This window comes from Hominimerdicola alba, from assembly GCF_900112155.1.
GTDB classification, from domain to species: Bacteria; Bacillota; Clostridia; order Oscillospirales; family Ruminococcaceae; genus Hominimerdicola; species Hominimerdicola alba_D.
Map to the genome: position 1 here is coordinate 1 of NZ_FOKQ01000003.1, position 21,850 is coordinate 21,850.

21 protein-coding genes are annotated in these 21,850 nt (G+C 43.2%); 9 read left to right on the top strand and 12 right to left on the bottom strand.

What is annotated here, in order from left to right; all coding sequences use genetic code 11:
* Both BM265_RS20335 and BM265_RS02115 read left to right on the top strand, forming a co-directional pair.
* Positions 1 to 222 (top strand): hypothetical protein (locus tag BM265_RS20335; RefSeq protein ID WP_207646943.1); only part of this gene is annotated, 222 nt, incomplete at its 5' end.
* Between the two features lie 290 nt (positions 223 to 512).
* Positions 513 to 1,253: an alpha/beta hydrolase family protein gene (locus tag BM265_RS02115; protein ID WP_074959823.1), complete on the top strand. Its 741-nt coding sequence runs from the start codon at positions 513 to 515 to the stop codon at positions 1,251 to 1,253.
* Positions 1,254 to 1,317: 64 nt separating this feature from the next.
* On the opposite strand, the gene BM265_RS02120 is transcribed toward BM265_RS02115, so the two are convergent.
* Together BM265_RS02120 and BM265_RS02125 are read right to left on the bottom strand one after the other, a co-directional pair.
* Complete coding sequence (locus BM265_RS02120; RefSeq protein ID WP_074959824.1) at positions 1,318 to 3,144, bottom strand: PASTA domain-containing protein; 1,827 nt, start codon at positions 3,142 to 3,144, stop codon at positions 1,318 to 1,320.
* Entirely contained in the window at positions 3,141 to 3,665 is a 525-nt protein-coding gene (locus BM265_RS02125) for an RNA polymerase sigma factor (protein ID WP_074959825.1), read from the bottom strand. The genes BM265_RS02120 and BM265_RS02125 overlap by 4 nt, the downstream gene beginning before the upstream one ends.
* A 282-nt stretch (positions 3,666 to 3,947) precedes the next feature.
* On the opposite strand from BM265_RS02125, the gene BM265_RS02130 reads away from it, so the two are divergent.
* Positions 3,948 to 4,847, top strand: a complete 900-nt coding sequence (locus BM265_RS02130; RefSeq protein ID WP_074959826.1) for an alpha-hydroxy-acid oxidizing protein — start codon at positions 3,948 to 3,950, stop codon at positions 4,845 to 4,847.
* 69 nt (positions 4,848 to 4,916) lie between these two features.
* On the opposite strand, the gene BM265_RS02135 is transcribed toward BM265_RS02130, so the two are convergent.
* The 6 genes from BM265_RS02135 to BM265_RS02160 all read right to left on the bottom strand — a co-directional run bounded on the left by BM265_RS02135 (position 4,917) and on the right by BM265_RS02160 (position 11,569).
* Positions 4,917 to 5,750, bottom strand: coding sequence for a sugar phosphate isomerase/epimerase family protein (locus BM265_RS02135; RefSeq protein ID WP_074959827.1), 834 nt, complete (start codon positions 5,748 to 5,750; stop codon positions 4,917 to 4,919).
* A gap of 19 nt (positions 5,751 to 5,769) precedes the next feature.
* Positions 5,770 to 7,533 (bottom strand): 1-deoxy-D-xylulose-5-phosphate synthase, encoded by a 1,764-nt coding sequence (locus BM265_RS02140; RefSeq protein WP_074959828.1) that lies wholly within the window; start codon positions 7,531 to 7,533, stop codon positions 5,770 to 5,772.
* A gap of 250 nt (positions 7,534 to 7,783) precedes the next feature.
* Positions 7,784 to 8,152: a C-GCAxxG-C-C family protein gene (locus BM265_RS02145; RefSeq protein WP_074959829.1), complete on the bottom strand. Its 369-nt coding sequence runs from the start codon at positions 8,150 to 8,152 to the stop codon at positions 7,784 to 7,786.
* Positions 8,153 to 8,203: 51 nt separating this feature from the next.
* Positions 8,204 to 9,205 (bottom strand): LacI family DNA-binding transcriptional regulator, encoded by a 1,002-nt coding sequence (locus BM265_RS02150; protein WP_074828056.1) that lies wholly within the window; start codon positions 9,203 to 9,205, stop codon positions 8,204 to 8,206.
* Positions 9,206 to 9,523: 318 nt separating this feature from the next.
* A complete protein-coding gene (locus BM265_RS02155; protein WP_074959830.1) occupies positions 9,524 to 10,795 on the bottom strand; it encodes a hypothetical protein in 1,272 nt (423 codons plus the stop codon).
* A gap of 126 nt (positions 10,796 to 10,921) precedes the next feature.
* Entirely contained in the window at positions 10,922 to 11,569 is a 648-nt protein-coding gene (locus BM265_RS02160; RefSeq protein WP_074959831.1) for a Crp/Fnr family transcriptional regulator, read from the bottom strand.
* 175 nt (positions 11,570 to 11,744) lie between these two features.
* Here BM265_RS02160 and nrdD point away from each other — a divergent pair, with 175 nt between their 5' ends.
* From nrdD to nrdG, 4 genes are read left to right on the top strand one after another with little or no spacing between them, the layout of a single operon-like run.
* Positions 11,745 to 13,916 (top strand): anaerobic ribonucleoside-triphosphate reductase, encoded by a 2,172-nt coding sequence (nrdD, locus tag BM265_RS02165; RefSeq protein ID WP_074959832.1) that lies wholly within the window; start codon positions 11,745 to 11,747, stop codon positions 13,914 to 13,916.
* 27 nt (positions 13,917 to 13,943) lie between these two features.
* On the top strand, positions 13,944 to 14,384 hold the full coding sequence (locus tag BM265_RS02170; protein WP_074959833.1) for a GNAT family N-acetyltransferase: 441 nt from the start codon (positions 13,944 to 13,946) through the stop codon (positions 14,382 to 14,384).
* 28 nt (positions 14,385 to 14,412) lie between these two features.
* Positions 14,413 to 14,856: a hypothetical protein gene (locus BM265_RS02175; protein ID WP_074959834.1), complete on the top strand. Its 444-nt coding sequence runs from the start codon at positions 14,413 to 14,415 to the stop codon at positions 14,854 to 14,856.
* A gap of 34 nt (positions 14,857 to 14,890) precedes the next feature.
* The gene (gene nrdG / locus BM265_RS02180; protein ID WP_074959835.1) at positions 14,891 to 15,415 is read left to right on the top strand and encodes an anaerobic ribonucleoside-triphosphate reductase activating protein; all 525 of its coding nucleotides are present in this window, start codon (positions 14,891 to 14,893) and stop codon (positions 15,413 to 15,415) included.
* A gap of 41 nt (positions 15,416 to 15,456) precedes the next feature.
* On the opposite strand, the gene BM265_RS02185 is transcribed toward nrdG, so the two are convergent.
* Entirely contained in the window at positions 15,457 to 15,897 is a 441-nt protein-coding gene (locus tag BM265_RS02185) for a zinc ribbon domain-containing protein (protein ID WP_074959836.1), read from the bottom strand.
* A 240-nt stretch (positions 15,898 to 16,137) separates the two neighbouring features.
* On the opposite strand from BM265_RS02185, the gene BM265_RS02190 reads away from it, so the two are divergent.
* Together BM265_RS02190 and BM265_RS02195 are read left to right on the top strand one after the other, a co-directional pair.
* A complete protein-coding gene (locus BM265_RS02190; protein WP_074959837.1) occupies positions 16,138 to 17,457 on the top strand; it encodes an aspartate kinase in 1,320 nt (439 codons plus the stop codon).
* Positions 17,458 to 17,661: 204 nt separating this feature from the next.
* Positions 17,662 to 18,711 carry a TraB/GumN family protein gene (locus BM265_RS02195; RefSeq protein WP_074959838.1) on the top strand — a complete coding sequence of 350 codons (1,050 nt, stop codon included), beginning with the start codon at positions 17,662 to 17,664 and terminating at the stop codon, positions 18,709 to 18,711.
* A 52-nt stretch (positions 18,712 to 18,763) separates the two neighbouring features.
* Here BM265_RS02195 and glgA read toward each other — a convergent pair whose 3' ends face one another.
* The 3 genes from glgA to BM265_RS02210 form a co-directional block, all read right to left on the bottom strand.
* A complete protein-coding gene (glgA, locus tag BM265_RS02200) occupies positions 18,764 to 20,206 on the bottom strand; it encodes a glycogen synthase GlgA (protein ID WP_074959839.1) in 1,443 nt (480 codons plus the stop codon).
* A 135-nt stretch (positions 20,207 to 20,341) separates the two neighbouring features.
* Complete coding sequence (locus BM265_RS02205) at positions 20,342 to 21,403, bottom strand: hypothetical protein (RefSeq protein ID WP_074959840.1); 1,062 nt, start codon at positions 21,401 to 21,403, stop codon at positions 20,342 to 20,344.
* Positions 21,400 to 21,723, bottom strand: coding sequence for a TfoX/Sxy family protein (locus BM265_RS02210; RefSeq protein ID WP_074959841.1), 324 nt, complete (start codon positions 21,721 to 21,723; stop codon positions 21,400 to 21,402). The genes BM265_RS02205 and BM265_RS02210 overlap by 4 nt, the downstream gene beginning before the upstream one ends.
* Between the last annotated feature and the right edge of the window lie 127 nt (positions 21,724 to 21,850).

Consider the following 21,850-nt stretch of genomic DNA (forward strand, 5'->3'; position numbering starts at 1 on the left):
TTTTTTGAAGAGGGCTTGGGGGTGTGCGCTCTGAAACAGCTTATTTCACCAGTTAATATGTTTTTTTACTCTGATGTTCGGATATGGTTAGAGGGTGCTGCGGTTGCAACAGCCTCTTTTGTTTTATCTGCTATAGGAAGTCGCTTTCCGCAAATCGCATTTTATTTTTACATTCAAGATTTTCTTTTTATAAAAGTAAAAGCTTATAATCTTTTCATTTAGTTTTACATATGACGTTAAAATATTTATATCAACTGTACGGAAAATTTCCCCACAAATCAATTTGGATGTGCTATAATATATACACAAACGGAAAAGCTTGTCTTCCGTTTGTTGACATTCATAATAATACACCTCTTTTTGTTTGTGCCGTCCTTTCGGCAAAGCCGTGCTTGTGAGAGAGCACGGCTTTTTTCTTGACATGAAATATATATCATGATATAATAATCAAGTTAGTGAAAACTTATGATCTTTGTATTTATATGAAGATGGCTTTTTCGGAGGACAAAGATATGAAAAGTACTGATTTTAAGATGAACACAACTTCCCTGGCGACAGAACAGGGCGATATTTTCATAGATGAATTCATTCCCAAAACAGAGGGGAATTATCCCTGCGTAATAATGAGTCACGGATTCAATTCCTGCGCCGAAGAGCTTCACGATATAGCTGAAAAGCTGGCGGAAAACGGTATATATGCCCTCTGCTACGATTTTAACGGCGGCGGTAATAAGGGCAGAAGCACAGGCAAGACCACGGATATGAGCGTTCTGACTGAGCAGAATGATCTCAGGGCTGTTATCGGATATGTGAAAAGTCTTTCGCAGATAGGTGATATTTATCTATACGGCGAAAGTCAGGGAGGATTTGTATCGGCGTTGACTGCTCCTGAAATACCTGATATCGAGGGACTTTTCCTTGTTTATCCTGCGTTTGTTATACCACACGACTGGCTCAGCAGAGATGAAAGCACTATGCAGGATGAATTTGATTTTATGGGTGTGAAGATTTCAAGGGCATATTACGACGGTGTACCGAGATATGATGTTTTTGCAAAGGCTGCTGAATTCAAGGGCCCTGTAAAAATATGGCACGGCGGTGCAGACCCTGTGGTTGATCCCGAATACTCGCTGAAACTTGTGAAAAGCTATGAAAATTGCGAGCTTAAAGTTTTCAGTGGGAATGTACATTGGTTCCCGCCCGAACTGCGTGCAGTCATTGCGGAAGAGATCGTTGAATCTATAAAAGTATAAAGAAAAATGCTGTGTTACCACCTGGATAACACAGCATTTTTTTATTTTGGTTGGAATTTTTAGATCACTTCATTGTGTTAAGCAGACCGTCTTTATTAAAAGCACCATTAAGTTCAGCGGTCTTCTTATCGTAGTTTATGTTGAATACAGCGTAGTTTACTGATTTACCTGTACTCTCATTTGTTAAGGAAATTGTGAGAGTTTCAGTATCTTTGCCGGAGATATCCATAGTTATCGCACCTCCTGCAACAGTCTTGGCATCAGAGATTTTTTGTGTATAACGTGCCTTTCCGTCTACCATACCCTTGACCGTGTATTTACCGCTCAGATCTTCGGGCATAGGGATACTGATTGTCAGATCAACCAGGTCATTTTTATCAAACTGCAGGTCTTTGTTCAGTTCACCTACCAGCTCGGCAGTCTTTTTATCATAATTTACAACAAATTCACCATAGTCGATCGATTCTCCGGTTGCTTCGTTTTTTAGCGTAACTTTTAATCTCTCGGTCTTCTTGCCGGAGATATCCATTGTTATCGCACCGCCGGCAACAGCTGATGCATCGGGAATCGGTATTATATAACGTGTAATACCATTTACAATGCCATTTACAGTGTATTTTCCGGTCAGACCCTTGGGCATCGGCATACTGATAGTCAGATCAACGGGATCGGTCACGCCTGTGGATACGTAGATCGTAACCTCAGTGTCTCTCTCAACTCTCCTGTCGGGTTCAAGAGACATATCGATTACCTTACCCTTATCGCCTTCGTAAGGCATATCTTCAACATTTGCTTTCAGCTTGTTTTCCTTAAGGATAGTGATAGCCTTTTCCTTGGTCAGACCAACAACGTTAGGTACCTTTACCTTATTATCCAGCGGACCCTTGCTGACATAAAGTGTGACCATATCGCCAATAGGAAATTCAGTACCGGCTGCAGGTTCTGTGCCTATTGCTATACCCTCGGGAACATTATCATCGTACTTGCTTCTCAGAACGACTGTGAACTGTGCTGCTCTCAGCTCGCTCTCTGCAACTTCGGATTCACAATCCGATACATCAGGGACTAATGTCTTCTGCTTGCCCTTACTTACCTTCAGGGTGATGGTGTAGCCTTCATTAACAGACCTGCCTGCGCTCTGGCTCTGCCAGAATACTATGCCCTCCTCATATTCGATATTATACTCTTCTATTATATCAAAATTCAACTTGTCTGAGAAATCCATTTTAACCTGATCTATTTCCTTTCCAACAAAGTCTGGAAGTGTGACTGAGCCATCATGTTTATTTCTATCGCATACTCTAAGGATTACATTATCGTAGCTGTTTATCGGATCTCCCGGCTCAGGACTCTGCCAGAAGATAATACCGTCATCATAATCAGGATTGTTTTCAAATGAGATAACAACTTCGCCTAAATTATCCTGATCTATACTATCAATATTTTTTCCGATCAGATCAGGCATAGTAACATTGTTGTCATTTTTCTCTGCTGTAGTTTTTTGATTTGCGGAAGTTTTTTCGACCTTTGACGATGCTGATCCATCGGTATTGATCTTTTTGCCGAAAAGCATGGTCGATGTTACCGCACCTGCCGCAATAACCGCGATACAAGCAGCAATCGCTCCGCCGCGGTAAAGTCTCAGCTTACCGTTAGATGCTGTTATATTGCTATCCGTTTTGTTTCCTGTGATACTCTTGTGTCCCTTTATGACACCCTTTGTATTGTTCATTTTGAATCCTGCCTTTCCCATAACGGAGGAGAGAATCCTTTCCCTAGCATCATCAGGAATCTGAGCATCTTTGCCGAAATCAGCGAAGTCGTCCTTAAGGATCTCAGCATCGATTTCCGAAGCACGATCGCCTAAGTTTTTCAATCTGTTCTTCATCATTCTCTGCCCTCCAATATCTTTTTTAGTTTTTTCAGACCGCGGGATATTCTCATGTTTATCATGCCTTTGCTCATGCCCAATTCTTTGGCTATGTCAATGTTCTTCTGACCGAAGTAGTACTTACGTATAAAAATCGTGCTGTCGGGTTCACCCAGTTCTTTGACAGCTTCAAGCAGTTCCCTGCTCTCGTCCCTATCATCTGCGATACAGTTTTCAAGCTCGTCATAATCCACCGTATCTATGCATTTGCTTTTTTTACGGAATACATCGATACAATGGCGTTTTGAGATAACTCCTAAGAAGGCCTGTACCGAACGGAACCGGAAGTCGTTTTTCAGTCCGGCATTGTAAAATGCAAGAAAAATATCGCTGACAGCTTCCTCTATATCCTCGCCGGTACATACATCCGAAAGACGTGTGCAGGCGATCTTATAGACATAGGCGCTGTATTGCCTGACAGTCTGTGCAAGCCCTCGCTCGTGATCAGACCGCAGCAAGTTTAGAAGTTCATTGTCATTCATATGAATACCTCACTATTGAAACGTTTCAATATATACAGTCGAAACTAAAGACGGAAAAGTAACAAGATCGCGAAAAATAATAATGTAAACGTTTTGTGAATAGAAATCAAACTAAAAAGTTCGACTTTTAGATTATACCATATCCATGGAAAGATTGTCAATTCTCAACATATGGAGATTTGTTCAATTTTCACGGGCAAAAGTTATACTTTCGCAAAATCAACGGTGATATAATATACTTGTGAAAGAGGCGCTGGCTTACTTATAATAAGGAGTGATAACATGAGATACGAAAGAACAGATGATGCAAACATCATTAATGAAAGGTACATGGATTCCATACTTTTTGAGGAAAGGCTGATAGGTTCTGTGGCGGCGGATACAGAAACGGAATTTCTGGGTGAGAGGTTTTCTATGCCGATATTCATGCCTGCTTTTTCTCACCTTAATAATTTCGGCAGTAGAGAACTGACGGGTCTTGAAGAGTATTCTCTTGCAGCCAAGGAACTCAACGTGCTGAATTTTGTGGGTATGGTGGAAAATGATATGTTTGAGAAGATAGTCGGCACAGGAGCTAAGACTGTGCGTATCGTCAAGCCATACGCTGACAACGGCAAGGTGCGTGACCAGATGCAGTTTGCTGAATCTCACGGTGCATTCGGCATTGGCATGGATATCGATCACATTTTTGGTTCAAATGGCTATGATGTCTGCATGGGCGAAAAAATGACTGCCCAGAGTGCGGATATGCTGAGCTCATATGTTGAGTCCTCAAAGCTCCCTTTTATTGTAAAGGGTGTGCTAAGCGTCCGTGACGCGTTGCTTTGTGCTGATATCGGAGTAAAGGCTATAATAGTCAGCCACCATCATGGCAGACTGCCCTATGCAGTACCGCCCATGATAATACTTCCCGAGATAAAAGAAGCCCTCAAAGGCAAAGATGTTCGTATTATCGTTGACTGTGGTATCGCCAGCGGTTCTGACGTTTACAAGGCTATTGCTCTGGGTGCTGATGCTGCTGCGGTGGGCAGAGCGATGCTTCCCACATTGGAAAAAGACGGAACTGATGGCGTAAAAGCCTGCTTCGGTCAAATCAGGGATGAACTCAGATACGTCATGAGCTTCACAGGATTTTCCAAAGTCAGCGATATCGACGACTCGGCACTTAGATTCACAAGATAGTAAAAAAAGACCTCTTTGGTAGTTTTCCAAAGAGGTCTTTCTTATATTCCATAATTTCTATAAATGCTGTTACAATACCTTATAAAGCCCATTTAACTGCCCCTTTAAATAGGCAAGATATTTCAGATATTCTTCGTCCGTATTGAGATGTTCAAGTATCATCGGCATATCACTGTCCAGTTTGTTCATCGTCTCAGCGTAGTATCTCAGTGGTAATTCTCCCAGTCCCGGAGCGCATTCTTCCAGCTGAAGCGTGTACTCCTGCTTTAGGTGAACGTCCTTCACATGACAGCTTCGTATCCGTCCGCCGAGAAGCTCGGCACATTCATCGATGAATTCTTCCATGCCGAAATACCGATCTGCCGAATTGATCATATTTACAGCATCAAGATGTACTGCGAACCTGTCACGGTCTACCATTTCAAAAAGACGCAGATATTCTTTGGGACTTGTGGGTATCATCCAGGGCATGGGTTCAAGTGTGAAGTATGTGTTCCGTACATTAGCTGTATCGATGATGTACTGTACCATTGAAACAGTTTTCTTCCATGCTTCATCGGTGAAATTAGCTTTGTAGCCACCGTCCCAGCGTTCACCGAAAGCGCCTGCTACATTCACCGCACACCTTGCCCCGAGATAGTCTGCCAGCCTTAACTGCTCTATACAGTAGTCGAGATTTTTGCGTCTCTCCTGCTCATCGGCAGCGAGTGCATTTCTCCATATCCCTACCTCTGCGATCATCAGGCCGTATTTCTCTGCCGCATTTTTGTATTCGTTGATGCGGTCTATGGGCTCATTGCTCTGGATGGGAAAAACCACTGCCGAACACCCTAACGCACAGTGATTTTTCGCCCATTCCTCAGCAGATGAATGTCTTAACGGCGATGATGTACCAAGTCTCATGACTATGCCTCCTGTAAGATCATTTCAGCATTCCGATGATGTCAGAAGCTATCTTCTCCGAGGTTATACCAAGATTATCGAGCAGCTCATTTGCATTGTACCTGTCGTAGAACTCCTTGCCAAGTCCGTAGCACCTGACATTTACATCGCTGCTGCCGAAATATGCAGCGACCTTCTGACCATAACCGCCGTCGAGAGAACCGTCCTCCAGCGTGATAACGACTTTGCAGTTTTCCTTGAGAGTATCCAGCAATGGAGTATCAAGTCCAGTTACGAATCTCGGGTTTATCAGCGCAGCATTGATCCCCTGCTCTGCCAGTAGCTCAACCGTCTTTTCACCTATCTGATAGAAACCGCCCACAGCGATAACAGCCGCCTTTTCGCCCTGCTTGACCATCTCAGACTTGTTCAGCTCGCTGTAATCTGCGGGTATCTCCCTGTCGGTATGTACCACGCCGTTGCCCGGGACACGTATAGCCACTGGATATGTATTCTGTTCTACTGCCCAATCAAGCATTACAAGATATTCTTCTGCACAGGTAGGTGCAAGGTATACAAGCCCCGGGATATTGGATATCATGGGTATATCGTAGATACCGATATGCGTAACATCACTCATGCCGTACACCGAAGCCGAGAACACCAGGAAAGTCACAGCTGAACTGTTAAGACAAACGTCCTGCATTATCTGGTCGTAGGTTCTCTGCATAAATGTGCTGTTTACGCCGAACACAGGTTTTCCGCCGTTTCTGGCAATACCCGAAGCGAGAGCTGTTGCAGTCTCCTCAGCTATGCCAACATCGAAAAACTGATCTTTGTACTTCTCACGCAGCTTCTCGTCAAATCCGAACACCATTGGAGTTGCCGCAGTTATTGCGCACACCGACTTATCCTTATCCATCTTTTTGGTAAGATACTCAGCAGTCAGTGAACCGTAGTTTTCGCCATTGCCCCAGTTTACTGTCGTTTTTCCTGTTTCGGGGTCAAAGGGCATAGACCAGTGCCAGTTTTCCTTGTTGTTTTCGGCGATGGGATAACCCTTGCCTTTCTTGGTGACGATATGCACAACAACAGGCTTTGTAGAATCCTTAACACCCTTAAAGGCTTCTATAAGCTGTTCGATATCGTTGCCGTCAGCCACGAAAACATAGTCGAGCCCCATAGCTGTAAACAGATTTGTTTCTGCTTTGCCGTTACCCTCACGCAGAGCTTTCAGGTTCTTGTACATACCACCGTGGTTCTCCGCAATAGACATATCATTATCATTTACAACGATGATAAAATTGCTGTCCATCTCCCCTGCGAAGTCGATACCCTCCAGAGCTTCGCCGCCGCTGAGTGACCCGTCACCGATAACAGCGATTATGTTCTCCTTGCCGCCGGTGAGATCTCTTCCCTTAGCCAGACCTGCCGCAAGACTCACGGATGTTGATGTGTGCCCAATATTGAAGAAATCGTGGGCACTTTCCTCGGGATTTGTGTAGCCGGATACATCACCGAAATGTTCATCAGATATGTAGCCCAGCTTTCTTCCAGTGAGTATCTTGTGGGGGTAGCACTGGTGAGAAACGTCAAAAACGATTTTATCCTTCGGTGAATCAAAAACATAGTGCATAGCTATTGTAGTTTCAACTATACCGAAGTTGGGTCCGAAATGTCCTCCTCGTTTGGAAAGACGGTTCATCATAGCGTCTCTTATGTCCTGCGCTAGTCCTTTCAGTTCGGTGATATTAAGCTTTTTAACGTCCTCGGGAGAGTTTACCCTGTCAAGGATCTCGTACATATGCAATACCTCTCTTTTCAAAATTCCATAATTATCTGTCCTTCTGCTGTAATATTGTAGCACAATCCCTCAATCCAAAACTATAACATATTTTCAGAAAAATTGTATAAACCTATAGAAGCCAGCCTGATATGTCAATATAAGAAATCTCATTATAAAAACAGGAAGATACCTCAGAACGAAGTATCTTCCGTGAAAGTATAGACATTATCAAGCTGCCGTAAGTAGCTCTAAAAGGCGGACAGTGAGATTATTTCAGCAGGTCTTCAAGTATAACAGCTGCATCTGTTACACAGCCGCGGCAGGTTCTTAACACCTTGCCAGTGCCGATACCTTTCAACTCACGGCACATCAGCGAAGAATTCATCTCCATGAAACGCTTTTCAAGTTCGGCTATCTTCTTCGAAGCAATTTCTTCACCGAATTTCCTTTTCAGCACCAGCTCTGCAGCAAGTACAGCTCCGCATATATCCATTTTGCCGCCTGCATAGCGCATAGCAGCGTTCCATGCTTCATCAACGGTCATTCCTGCATCGTCAATGAAAGCGCACAGAACAGCGCTTGAACAGCTTTGACCGTTTTTGTGGTTCTCTATCGCCAGATCACTTTTTTTATTCATCTCTTTCCTCCATGCAAAGACCGCAGAGTGGTGTCTGCGGTCATAAGTTCATTATCTGTTCAGCGGCAGTACCGAGTTCTTGATCACCAGGTCGCCCTCGATTGTACGCATACGGTATATGGTGCTGGGATCATTAAGACGCTGTATAAGCGTATTAACAGTAAGTTCAGCCATATACTCAGCATCGATGCTGATAGTGGTTATAGTCGGGTCGCTGACCTCGGAGATAAGGTAGTTATCGTAGCCCACAACAGATACGTCTTCTGGTACGGAATAGCCGTGCTCACGCAGCTGCTTGATGGTCTGGAAAGCTACTTCGTCACAGTTGCAGACAAAAGCAGTAGGCATATCCTTAGGGAATACAAGGTCGATAGGATCGGAATACTTATCTCTGTCATCGATTATCCAGTCATCGCGAATTTCAAGATCATGCTCGATTAGAGCTTTGAGGTAGCCCATGTATCTGTCGAATATACTTGATGTTGCTTTTTTCGAACCGATAAAACCGATACGTCTGTGGCCGAGGCTTATGAGATAATTTGCAAGCTTGTATCCACCGTTGTAGCCGTTTGTAACTATGGAGTCAACCTTAAGACCCGGAACATAGTAGTCCAGCAGAATAAGATGTTCAACGTTCTCGGAAAGATTCTGAGCATACACGTGGGATATCTCACCCAGGGAGATAAGGGCGGATATCTTTCTGTCGGTAACGATATTCGGCAGTACCAGATTCTCCTCGTCCTTGTACTCAAGATTCTCGATGACGCAGTACAGGTTCTCTCTTTTCAGTCTTTGCACAAGGCTGTTGTACAGTGTCCAGTAGAAAGAGCCGCTGAGACCAACATACTTTTCCGGTATAAGGACACCGATATTGCTCTTCTTGCGCGAGGTCACAGTCTTGGAGGGCACATAGCCCATTTCTTCAGCTACCTGTTTGATCTTAGCTCTCAGCTCATCACTTACACCGCTCTTATCAGCAAGCGCCTTTGAAACGGTAACGTTGCTGGTATTGCAGGCTTTAGCGATATCTATCAGGGTAACAGGTTTTTTCATTGTTATCACTCCTTTAATTGTTATAACTTAATATTAACTTTATTATAAACAATTTTCGTCAATTTGTCAAGAGTTTTCTTTAAATTTGATAAAATTAATGTAAATTCTGAATGGCGAGTTGTATTGCAAGTCCAAAATGTGCAGTAAAATCGGCGGTTTTGCGTGGTTAATGAAATTGTTAAAAATTATTCTTTATATAATTATCTTATGGTAAATATTTCAAAAAGTCATGATTGATAAATTATTGACAATAATATCAGTTCATTAACGTTAAAAAAATCACCGGCATCTGATCGATACCGGTGATCTGTATATATCTTATTTATTGTAGAAATCATTCTGCTTGTCGTATACTACCTGAGCGGTGTATTTCTTTATCGCATCAGCGTTCTCTTTGATGTCCAGTTCCTCTACCCAGCTGTCTATCTTGCCCTGGAACTCGTCGCCCTTCATGTTATTGAGAAGAGTTTCACGGTTATCAGTAACGTACTTTTCGCTGTTTTCGGTAACGTCACCTTTCATTACTATGTAATAGAAACCGTCATCTTCATAAGCTGTTGCTTTGCCGATCTCCAGACCGTTAATGAATTTTGCAAGCTTTCCTGTATCGGTATTCTCAGCTTCTTCACCCTGTCCCATGTCATACATCGTATCGTTGGGATTTGTTTCATCCTCTGCGTCGGTTGCTATATCGTCTGATTCAGCGCTCTCTGCGGATTCATCAAGAACCAGTTCGTCTCCAAGGCCTGCATCTTCTTCTGTGCTGTCCTCGGGAGCATCAACCTCAGTAGCGGTATCATCTGAAGGCATAGGGCCTACAATGCTGTCTTCTTCTGCAGCACTGTCTTCATCAGAGGAAGTTTCAGCTTCAAGCTTAGCCTGTGCATACTCGTTGTACTCCTCAATAAGAGCATCGAACTCATCGTAAGAAAGACCCTCGGCTTTTGCAAGGAACTCATCACGGGTTGCTTCGTTTTCCTTGTTTTCCTTTTCAGCCTCTTCAGCATCCTCGGCGCTGGATTTCGAGATCCTTATAGCCTTGTATCTTAAGTAGTTTTCTTCAACGTACTTTTTCAGATCATCATCGGTAACAGCTTCTTTACCATCTTCTGCTGCATAATAGTAATTGAAAAGTCTTTCACGCATCTTCTGAGCTTTGAGCACTGTTTTGATGGATTCCTTGGAGATTCCCTCTTCTTCCATCAGGTCGCCGCTGGCATCCCAGATGCTCTTTACATCGTCGTTTACGCTCTGCAGCTCTTCCTCGGTAAGCTCAAGACCGAACTCGTTGAATTTGTAGGTCAAAGCAACGCATTCCTTTGTGTCTTTTCTTGCCTTTTCAACCAGATAATCACGGAGTTTCTGACCGTCTCTGTCGCTGTCAAGGTCTATGATTGCCTGACCTGTAGTATAGTACGACATCGTCAGTTCGTATGACATTTCGGAATACAGGTTGTAAATGTATACACCCGCATTGACCTGCTCATTGCCCTTGTAAGTCATAACATATCTTGTATCGGAACATCCCGACATAGTAAACATCATAGCTGCTGCTGAAATTGCAGCCAGTGCCTTTTTGAATTTATTCATTTTGATTCCAGATCCTTTCCTGCTTTTTTATGAAAACAGACTTTAACTAATACATTATACAACATTTATCCGAATAAGTCAATAGCTGAATGAAAGATTTTGTTTATATCCGAAAAGTTGCTGAGATCATAGCACAGAGATATCCGAAAGAAGAGTTATCCTGCTGCCGTGGGACTGCAGTGTTCCATCATCGTTAAGGCGCTTGATCTCCCGCATCATAGCGCTTCTGTCGCAGCAGAGATAATCTGCAAGTTCGGAAAGGGATACGGGAAGCTTCTGCTGGGTGTACTTCTGGGTATCGAGCAGAAATCGGAAAGCTGCGATGAGTTTTTCTCGTATGGTGCGGCGGCTGAGGATATCTATATGAGCAGCATACCTGCGGGCAGCTCCTCCGATTATACTATCTATGAAAACACCGTGCCTGCTGCATTTTTTTTCACAGCCGTCGAGAAGTCTGCTGTAGCTTATATAAGATACACTGCATGAGCTTCCGGCAATGGCACAGCAGGCTTCAAGTCCTGTTTTCGGGAAAACTCCGCAGCCGAATGAATCCCCTTTTCGACAGATATCCAGTATGCTTTTCTGACCGTCACTGCTGATATTGACAATCAGCACCGTTCCCTCGTTGACTATGGCGGTTTCAGAAAAAGTATCGCTGAGATTTCGGAGTATCATCTCGCCCTTTGAATATCCGTGGGTATGAGTGCCAAGGCATTCATCGGGACTTCCCTCTTTATCTGCTGAAAGGCCGTATCCTGTTAATGTTTCACTCATTGCTGTTCACTCCATAATGTGATGAAATTTCAAAAGAGATACTATATCTTGTATTATATCACAAAAGTGTTGCAATTGCAACAGACATTCACATTTTTTTGTAGTATAATCAAAATTACTGAAATTATAAGAAAATATTTTGACATTGTAACTATATCCCGGAGGAAGATATAAAATGAAGATAATCAAAAGGAACGGTGCCGAGGAAGTTTTCGACTCGGCTAAGATAATCAACGCGATAAAAAAAGCAAATGTAGCAGGTGAAAAAGGCAGGATAAGCGACGAAGAGATCGCCGATGTCACCGACTATGTTGAATACAAATGCAATAAGCTGGGCAGAGCTGTAACTGTTGAAGAGATACAGGATATGGTGGAGAACCAGCTGATGGCAAAGGGTGCTTTCGAACTGGCAAGACGTTATGTAAGATACCGCTATACCCGTTCTCTGGTAAGAAAGACCAACACTACCGACAACAAGATACTCAGTCTTATCGAGTGCGCTAATGAGGAAGTAAAACAGGAAAATTCCAATAAGAACCCTGCGGTCAACAGTGTACAGCGTGACTACATGGCGGGTGAAGTCAGCCGTGACCTTACAAAAAGACTGCTGCTGCCCCCTGATATCGTTGAAGCTCATGAGGCAGGCATTATCCATTTCCATGATACAGATTATTACGCACAGCATATGCACAACTGCGACCTTGTAAATCTGGAAGATATGCTCCAGAACGGCACTGTCATCAGCGAAACACTTATCGAGAAGCCACATAGCTTTTCAACTGCCTGCAATATCGCCACACAGATAATCGCACAGGTCGCTTCAAATCAGTATGGCGGACAGAGCATAAGTCTTGCTCATCTTGCGCCTTTTGTTCAGATCTCCAGAGTGAAGATACGCAAGGAACTTGAAGTCGAAATGGCGAAGCTGGGTGTTACACCTACTCAGGAAAAGCTAGAAATGATCACCGAAGAAAGGCTCCGCAGAGAGATAACCAGAGGTGTCCAGACCATACAGTATCAGGTGGTAACTCTGCTGACTACCAACGGACAGGCGCCTTTTGTTACCGTGTTCATGTATCTGAATGAAGCAAAGAACGAGCAGGAAAAGAAAGACCTTGCTATGATAATCGAGGAAACGCTGAAACAGCGTGCCGAGGGTGTTAAAAACGAATCAGGCGTATGGGTAACTCCTGCTTTCCCGAAGCTGATATATGTGCTTGAAGAGGACAATATCGATGAGGGCACACCTTATTTCTACCTGACCAAGCTTGCTGCAAAATGTACAGCAAAGCGCATGGTTCCCGATTATATCTCCGAGAAAGTCATGAAGAAGCTGAAAGTCGATAAAAACGGCGACGGTCACTGCTACACCTGCATGGGCTGCAGAAGCTTCCTGACACCATATCTCGATGAAAACGGAAAGCCCAAGTATTACGGACGTTTCAATCAGGGCGTTGTTACTATAAACCTCGTTGATATAGCACTTTCAAGCTCGAAGAATATGGAGAACTTCTGGAAGATATTTGATGACAGACTTGCACTCTGTTACAGAGCGCTTATGTGCAGGCATGAACGTCTGAAAGGAACCCTTTCAGATGCTGCGCCCATACTCTGGCAGTACGGTGCGCTGGCAAGGCTCAAAAAGGGCGAGACTATCGACAAGCTGCTTTTCGGTGGATATTCTACAATATCTCTGGGTTATGCGGGACTTTACGAGTGTGTGAAATACATGACAGGCAAGAGCCACACCGACCCCGAAGCTAAGCCTTTTGCACTGAAGATTATGCAGCACATGAACGACGCCTGCAAGGTTTGGAAAGAAAAAGAGAATATCGATTTCTCAATTTATGGCACTCCCCTTGAATCAACAACTTACAAGTTTGCAAGATGTTTACAGAAAAGGTTCGGCATAGTTGAGGGCATCACCGACAAGAGCTACATCACAAACAGCTATCATGTCCATGTTACCGAGGAGATAGATGCTTTCACCAAGCTTAAATTTGAGAGCGAGTTCCAGCATCTCTCCCCCGGCGGTGCTATAAGCTATGTTGAAGTTCCCAATATGCAGAAAAATATTCCCGCTGTGCTGAAAGTAATCAGATTCATCTACGACAATATAATGTATGCCGAGCTGAACACCAAGAGTGACTACTGTCAGGTATGCGGATTTGACGGCGAGATACAGATAGTTGAAGATGACGGCAAGCTTATCTGGGAATGTCCTCAGTGTCATAACCGCGACCAGAACAAGATGAATGTTGCAAGGCGTACCTGCGGTTATATAGGAACTCAGTACTGGAATCAGGGCAGAACACAGGAGATACGTGACAGAGTTTTGCATCTGTGATGAAATATCAGTAGATGGGAGATAAGTATGGTAGAGTTACGACCGGTTGACAAGAACAATATTGATGATGTGCTGGCTCTGGAAGTTCATGACTACCAGAAAAGCTTTGTTTCAACTGTGGCGGAATCTTTGGCACAAGCTTATGTCTATAGTGATAATGCATACCCGTTTGCTGTGTACAATGATGATGAGATAGTCGGATTTATAATGATGGGTTACTACGAGGTCAAGCAATATTATACCCTGTGGAAATTCCTCATTGATAAAAAACATCAGAACAAGGGATATGGCAGACAGGCGCTTGCCCTTGGGATAAAATTCCTGAAAGACAAGTTCGATGTTGATTCTGTATATACGGGTGTAGTCCCCGGCAATGCGGTCGCATCCCGGCTGTATCGGTCGGTTGGTTTCGTACCCACAGGTCTTATTGAATTTGGTATGGAAGAACTTCGGCTTGAATGTGAGTGAATTATGAGTAGAATGAGGAGACATATCTATGATTGACAGAAACAGACTTCAAACCAAGCTTGCTCTGCAAAAGATACGGAACATGATGTCTACTGTCAGAGGCATAGTGATTCTGGACTACGAAGAAAATCCATTCAGCGAAGAATATCTTCAAAAGATAGGTTATCTAAACAACAGCAAGGAAGCTGATCTTAAAATACCATATAGTACCAACGCAAACGAGATAGCTGCCAAAATATGCGACCGCATGAATATCAAAGATTCGCAGATATGGTACTATGCTGCCGATGGTTTTCTTGTAAAGTTCAGGGTGACTGATCCCGGAACAGCTGTGCTGGATATTTTTGACAAGACAACCCCAAACTCTAAGGGTTTTGTTCTGATCGATGAAAATAAAGACACCATGTACGACTTTGGAAGTGATTCACGTGATGAGGAAAACTATCTATTTGATAAATACTCATTAAATTAAAGTGAAATGAGTGCATATTCATAGAGGTGGGCAAATGAACTACGGTGAGATAAAAAACTGCGATATAGCCGATGGCATCGGCGTAAGGGTGAGCCTGTTCGTATCGGGGTGTACCCACTGCTGTGAGGGCTGTTTCAATAAAATGACATGGGATTTCGGCTACGGAAAGCTTTTTACTGCCGAAACAGAAAACGAACTTCTTGAAATGCTTTCTCCCGACTATATCGATGGTCTTACACTGCTGGGTGGTGAGCCAATGGAGCCTGATAATCAGCGGGCTTTAGTGCCTTTTCTGCGCAGAGTTAGTGAAAAGTTCCCAACGAAAAGCATATGGTGCTATACAGGCTGTGTGCTGGAAAAGCATCTGCTTGCCGAAAGTCACTGGCGCTGTGAATTTACCGATGAGATGCTTTCCATGATAGATGTACTTGTTGATGGTGAGTTTATTCTGGCAAGGCGAAATATCTCGCTGGCTTTCCGCGGGTCGGATAATCAGAGGATAATCGACCTGAAAAAGACACTGTCAGGTTCTGAAACAGTTCTAATTGATTTCGATTAAAAATATAATCCCGTGAACACGCATAATGTTCACGGGATTATTCAGTTTTGCCAGTGTTTGAGCTTTGGCAGAGCCTGAGATAAATATTCTCTTGCCTGTTCGGGCGGGAATTTTTCGTTGGAAATATGACCGACAAGAAATTCTGTAAGTTCGTCTAATGAGGAGTAAATAAACTTACCGTCGGTGTAGCACCATTTGCAGTATTCGTCGTTGAATGTGCCGTCCACTTCCCTGCTGATGCTCGTATCTTCAAGGGGCATTCCGCAGCACTGGCAGATAAGTGTGCGCGGTGAACCTAGGATAGTGTTTATTGAAACATCAAAAAGCTTTGACAGCAGTTTTAGTGTTTCCGTATTGGGGACAGTATCGCCCTTTTCCCACCGTGATACCGCCTGTCGTGTGACGAAGACCTTTTCTGCAAGCTCTTCCTGAGAAAGTCCTTGTTTTGTGCGAAGTTCGTGTATGATGGTTTTTGTTTCCATGGTATCAACTCCTTTGAATACATTATAGCACCAAAGTACGATCAAATCAAGCAACTGTCTGTTGCGTATGTTGTGCTTGTCCGTCAGAGAAATACAAGCGTATTTCACAAACGCACATTGGAAACGTTGGTAAAGTTTGTATGTTTGACTATTGACTATTTAAGAGAAATTAGATATACTTTTTAAGGTGCTAAAATGCATGATATAGTTTATTTTAAGTAAGAAGGGGTCTGAACATTAATGACTAAGGTAGTAAAATTCGGCGGAAGCTCATTGGCAAGCGCTGAACAGTTCAAGAAGGTTAAGGATATCATCACCGCAGAGGATTCAAGAAGATTTGTAGTTCCTTCTGCTCCCGGAAAGAGATTTTCCGCTGACACCAAGGTTACAGATATGCTTTACGGCTGCTATGATCTTGCTGCTAAGGGCAAGGATTTTACCAAGGAGTTTGACGCAATAAAGGAAAGATACAATGGTATCATCAGCGAGCTTGGTCTTGATATGAACCTGGATAACGAATTCAATGTTATCAAGGCTTGCTTCATCGGTAAAGCCGGCAGAGACTACGCTGCTTCCAGAGGTGAGTTCCTGAATGGTATGGTACTTGCAAATTATCTGGGTTACAATTTCATAGATGCTGCTGATGTCATTTTCTTTGACGAAAGAGGTCAGTTTGATGCAAAGCGCACAAACAAGGTTCTTTCCGAGAGGATAGAAGGTCTTGACAACGCTGTTATCCCCGGTTTCTACGGTTCTATGCCCAACGATACCATTAAGACATTCTCCAGAGGCGGTTCTGATATCACCGGTTCTATCGTAGCTGCTGCTGTTAATGCAGACCTCTATGAGAACTGGACTGATACCTCAGGATTCCTGACAACAGACCCCAGGATCGTAAAGGATCCCGCTCCTATCACCACCATCACATATAAGGAGCTCAGAGAGCTTTCCTACATGGGTGCAAGCGTGTTCCACGAGGACGCTATCTTCCCTGTAAGAAAAGCAGGTATCGCTATAAACATCAAGAACACCAATGCTCCCGAGGCTCCCGGCACTCTGATCGTTGAGTCCACTTCTCAGAAGCCCGCATACACCATCACAGGTATCGCAGGTAAGAAGGGCTTCACCGTTATCAATATCGAAAAGGATATGATGAACGCTGAGCTGGGCTTTGGCAGAAGAGTTCTTGAAGTATTCGAAAAGAACGGAGTAAGTTTCGAGCATATGCCTTCCGGTATCGATACTATGTCTGTTATCGTTACTCAGGAAGAATTCGCTGACAAGGAGCAGGAGATCCTTGCAGGTCTTCACAGAAACTGCCATCCTGATATGATCGAGATCGAGACAGATCTTGCACTTATCGCTGTTGTGGGCAGAGCTATGAAGGCTAACAGAGGTACTGCAGGCAGAATATTCTCTGCACTTGCACACTCTCACGTAAATGTTAAGATGATCGACCAGGGCTCCAGCGAGCTGAATGTTATCATCGGTGTAAGCGAGAGCGATTTCGAGACTGCTGTTAAGTCCATCTATGATATCTTCGTTGAGACCAAGCTTTGATAAAAACCTTTAAGGAAGTATAGATCTTTATAGATCACAGTCCGTACAGAATTTTTGTACGGACTGTTTTTTCATTTTATTATCAGATAAAACTGTTGACTAAGGAAACCATATGTTGTATAATCAGTATACAGGAAGTATACCCGGAAAACGCTTTGGGTGTACGGATCGTTTCAAATTTAAGATATAAAAGGAAAGATGACAATGTATACAAACAGAAAACGCAAACTTTCAGTACTCTGCGCTGCTGTTATCACTGCTGTGATGTTCGGCAGCTGCGGCACAAAGAACGATGATAGTTCATCTAAAAAGGCAGATGTATCCGCCGCGGAAACAGTAACACTTCCGACCATTACCGAAGCCCCTGAAGAAGTTCCCAACTTGGACACAACAGGCGAATCGGATATCACACCTGCCATCTGGACAGTAAAGGGTGATAACGGCGTTGAAGTTACGCTTACCGGATCTATGCACGCACTTAAAGACAGTGATTATCCAATGCCGAAGGAAATGTTAGAAGCTTACAATGAGTCTGATATTCTTGCTGTTGAAGCTGATCTGACTGAATCGGGTTCAATAACTTTCCAGTCGGCTATGCTGGCGGCTATGTATTACGATGATACAGATGATAAGCTTTCAAATCATATCTCACAAAAGGGATACGAAGTGCTTGAAAAATATCTTGATCTTTACTCGATGGATATTTCGTCATACACCCACATGAGACCATGGGCTGTTTATACCGTGGTAGAGAATCTTTCACTGGCAAAGAGCGATTTATCTGGAGATATGGGTCTTGATAAATATCTTCTGATAAAAGCACACAGCGACAATAAAGAGATCTATGAAGTTGAGGGGCTGGAATTCCAGTTTGATCTATTTGCGGATCTTTCTGATGATGTGTACAGTATGCTGTTTGAATCCCGTGAAAACTCGACTGTCGAGGACGACCTGAAAGCTCTTGAGGAGCTTCATGAAGCATGGGCTACAGGTGATCTTGGATATATTGAAACAGCTTCAAATGAAGAGATAGAGACCGACGACAAGAATGCTGCTGCCATCGAAGAATACGAGAACAAGATCTATAAAAACAGAAACAAGATCATGACAGAAGCAGTGGAGAATTTCCTGAAGGGCGACAAAAATGTGTTGTTTGTCGTAGGTGCGGCACATTATGTGGGCGATGAGGGCATTATCTCACAGCTTGAAAAAGACGGCTATACAGTTGAACGAGTTGAATATAAGCCTGACTGATAAAATATTAAACGGCACTGCAAACCAATGCAGTGCCGTTGTTTTTGCCATATTATCCGATGAGCCAGTCGTACATATCCTGATATTTTTTTGCAGAAGCCTGCCATGAAAAATCCTTGGACATAGCCTGGCGGATTATTCCGTTCCACTCATCGCGCCTGTCAACGTAGATGTAGTGAGCAAACATGACTGTGTTGTACATTTCGTGAGCATTGTAATTGGTAAAGCTGAAGCCTGTACCTGTTTTCTCAAACTGGTTATAAGGCTGAACAGTATCGCGGAGACCGCCTGTTTCACGGACTATAGGAAGTGTGCCGTATCTCAGGGACATCAGCTGTGAAAGCCCGCAGGGCTCAAACAGCGAGGGCATCAGGAAAGCATCACTAGCCGCATAGATCTTGTGGCTCATGGCTTCGCTGTAATACATATTCGCGGAAACCTTATCGGGATATTTCCAAGCGAAATATCTGAACATTTCCTCATACTTCTGGTCGCCTGTGCCGAGGACAACTATCTGTATATCCTGCTGGCAAAGCTTTTCCATCATGTAAGCGATAAGGTCGAAGCCTTTCTGGTCAGTCAGTCTGCTTACAATGCCTATCATGAACTTGTTGTCATCACAGGTAAGACCAAGCTCGGACTGCAGAGCACGCTTGTTCATGATCTTTTTCTCGAATACACTGTTGATATCGTAGTTGCAGTTTATCATCTTGTCGGTAGCGGGGTCGTATTCGGAATAATCGATACCGTTGACGATACCGCGGAGATCATTTTTTCTCGCTCTCATGAGACCATCGAGTCCCTCACCGTAGAACTGAGTTTTGATCTCCTCAGCGTAGGAATCTGAAACCGTAGTTATAGCATCGGCATAAACAAGTCCGCCCTTGAGCATATTGCCGTCAACGTCCTTGAGAAGTTTGTCATATGTCATGTAATAAGAAGACAGACCTGACAGCGCCATGAATCTTGCTGCATTATCATTGCCCTGGAATTTCAGGTTATGGATAGTCATAACGGTCTTTATGCCGCGGAAAAATTCACCGCCCCAGAAAGAATCGTGGAGATATACTGGTATAAGACCTGTCTGCCAGTCGTGGCAGTGGATAACATCCGGTCTGAAATCAAGTATGGGCAATGCGGAAAGCACAGCTCTGTCAAAATACATGAATTTCTCGATATCCCAGTGCCAGTCGCCGTAGGGCTTTTCACCGCTGAAATAGTATTCGTTATCAATGAAGTAGAAAGTAACTCCTTCATGTACCATTTTCAGCAGACCCACATATCTGCTCTGACCTGCAAAATCCATATAGAAGTTAGTGATATACTCCAGCTTATCTTTCCATTTCTGTGCCATACAGGCATATTTAGGCAGTATAACACGAACATCAAAATACTTTTTATCAAAGCATTTGGGCAGAGAACCTACAACGTCTGCCAATCCGCCTGTCTTGATAAAAGGAACCACTTCCGAAGCTGCAAAAAGAACTTTTTTCATAGCATTTATTCCTTCCTTTATATGATTTACTTTAAGTAGATAGTTTCATGAATTTGAGAAAATAGACAATCTGTCTAGGTTAATTATAACATGGTTTGTCGTTATCGTCAATAGTATAATTTGATTTTTTTATAATTAATTATCAAGATCTTCAATTGGAAAACGACTGCGTTTTTCGGCAATCATTTCCCTGAGACGAGCCTTTGTGACGGAGTATTCCTTGCCATCTTCTCCTTTAAGTATAAGACTTCCCTTCTCCCAGCGTACAAAGTATATATCGTCGTATTCATCATAATCCATCGGTATCTCGCCATGCATTCTTATCATTCGCGGGTCGTAGTGCATGTGGTCGGAAAAGTCCATAACGAATATCTCATTTGGACAAGCCCAGTAACAGCCGTCACAGGCAAGAAGATTGCTTTCGCTGTCGTATAATATATCGCATACAATGAAAGATTCACCGCAGCTAAAAGAAATATCATGTTCCAGTCCCTCAGGGATATAGTCGTAGCGTCTGCCTGTTTCGATTTCAAAAAAGCTGATGCCGTAAAGATCGGTATGAAAAGGGATATAGCTATGTCCGTTGGAATGATATATGATCGATTTGAAAGGGTGTAGATGATGTATGTCCGTGAGATGTTCAAAAATCTTTTCACCGTTTTTGAAATAGGTGCAGTTTGCAATACGTGCACCGACGTATTTGTTTTTACTCTCACTTTCTTCGCCATAGATTTCATATCGAACGGTTATTCCGTAGCCTATATCATATTCATCGGTGCAGATAAAAAATTTATCGTCAAGAAATTCTCTGCCCTCAGGACAGGTGTTTTCATCATAAATATTCTTATATGAAAAGTCCTCAAAGGTACAAAGGCAAGCCGATATTTTTTCACAGGTAAAATGCAGATGACGGAAATCTGTTTCTCCGTTTACGTACTTTGAGCAGTCAATGGTAAACTCGTATCCGCTCTCATTTTTGGTGACGGAGATATGAAGTATGTCGTAGTTATCAAACTTCGGAAGATACTCGCCGTTATCTGTTTCGGGACGAGGCGAAAAAATAAAATTAAAGGTTTTTAACCCGGATTTTTCTGTTTCTTCTTCGGGAAAATTCCCCCACAGCGCACATCTTGCACTGCTTACTGTACCGTCATGATAGCAGTGCTCTGTTATATCCCTTATGTCAAAATCTCTCATTGCTTTTTCGCCTTTCTTTTTGGTGCGGGCAGGTCGTCAGCAACTGCTTCAAAAAGCTCTTTCAGTCGTTGTTTATCGTCGATGAGATCAACAAGAAGCATTTCTTTAGCGCCCTCATACGGAAGTTCATAAACTCTATCAGGAAGTAGTTTTTGAGCAGAATCGGTGGGCTTTATCAGCAGTCTGTTATCGTAAATGCCGCCAACGACTTTTCCTCTGCAATACAAAATGAACTCCCCCATCATGCCACGGAATGAGATCTCCTCTGTCTCTGAAAGCTGTTCAAGTACGTATTCAAGGTATTCTTTGGTCGATGGCATACATATCACTCTTTTCTCTGGATTTATTACGATACGTTCATATCATATTAATTATTATATCATAATTTTATTCAAATGTAAAGATGCCGAAAAGCAAATTCTTGGGTATGCCGTTTCTTATTTGGGC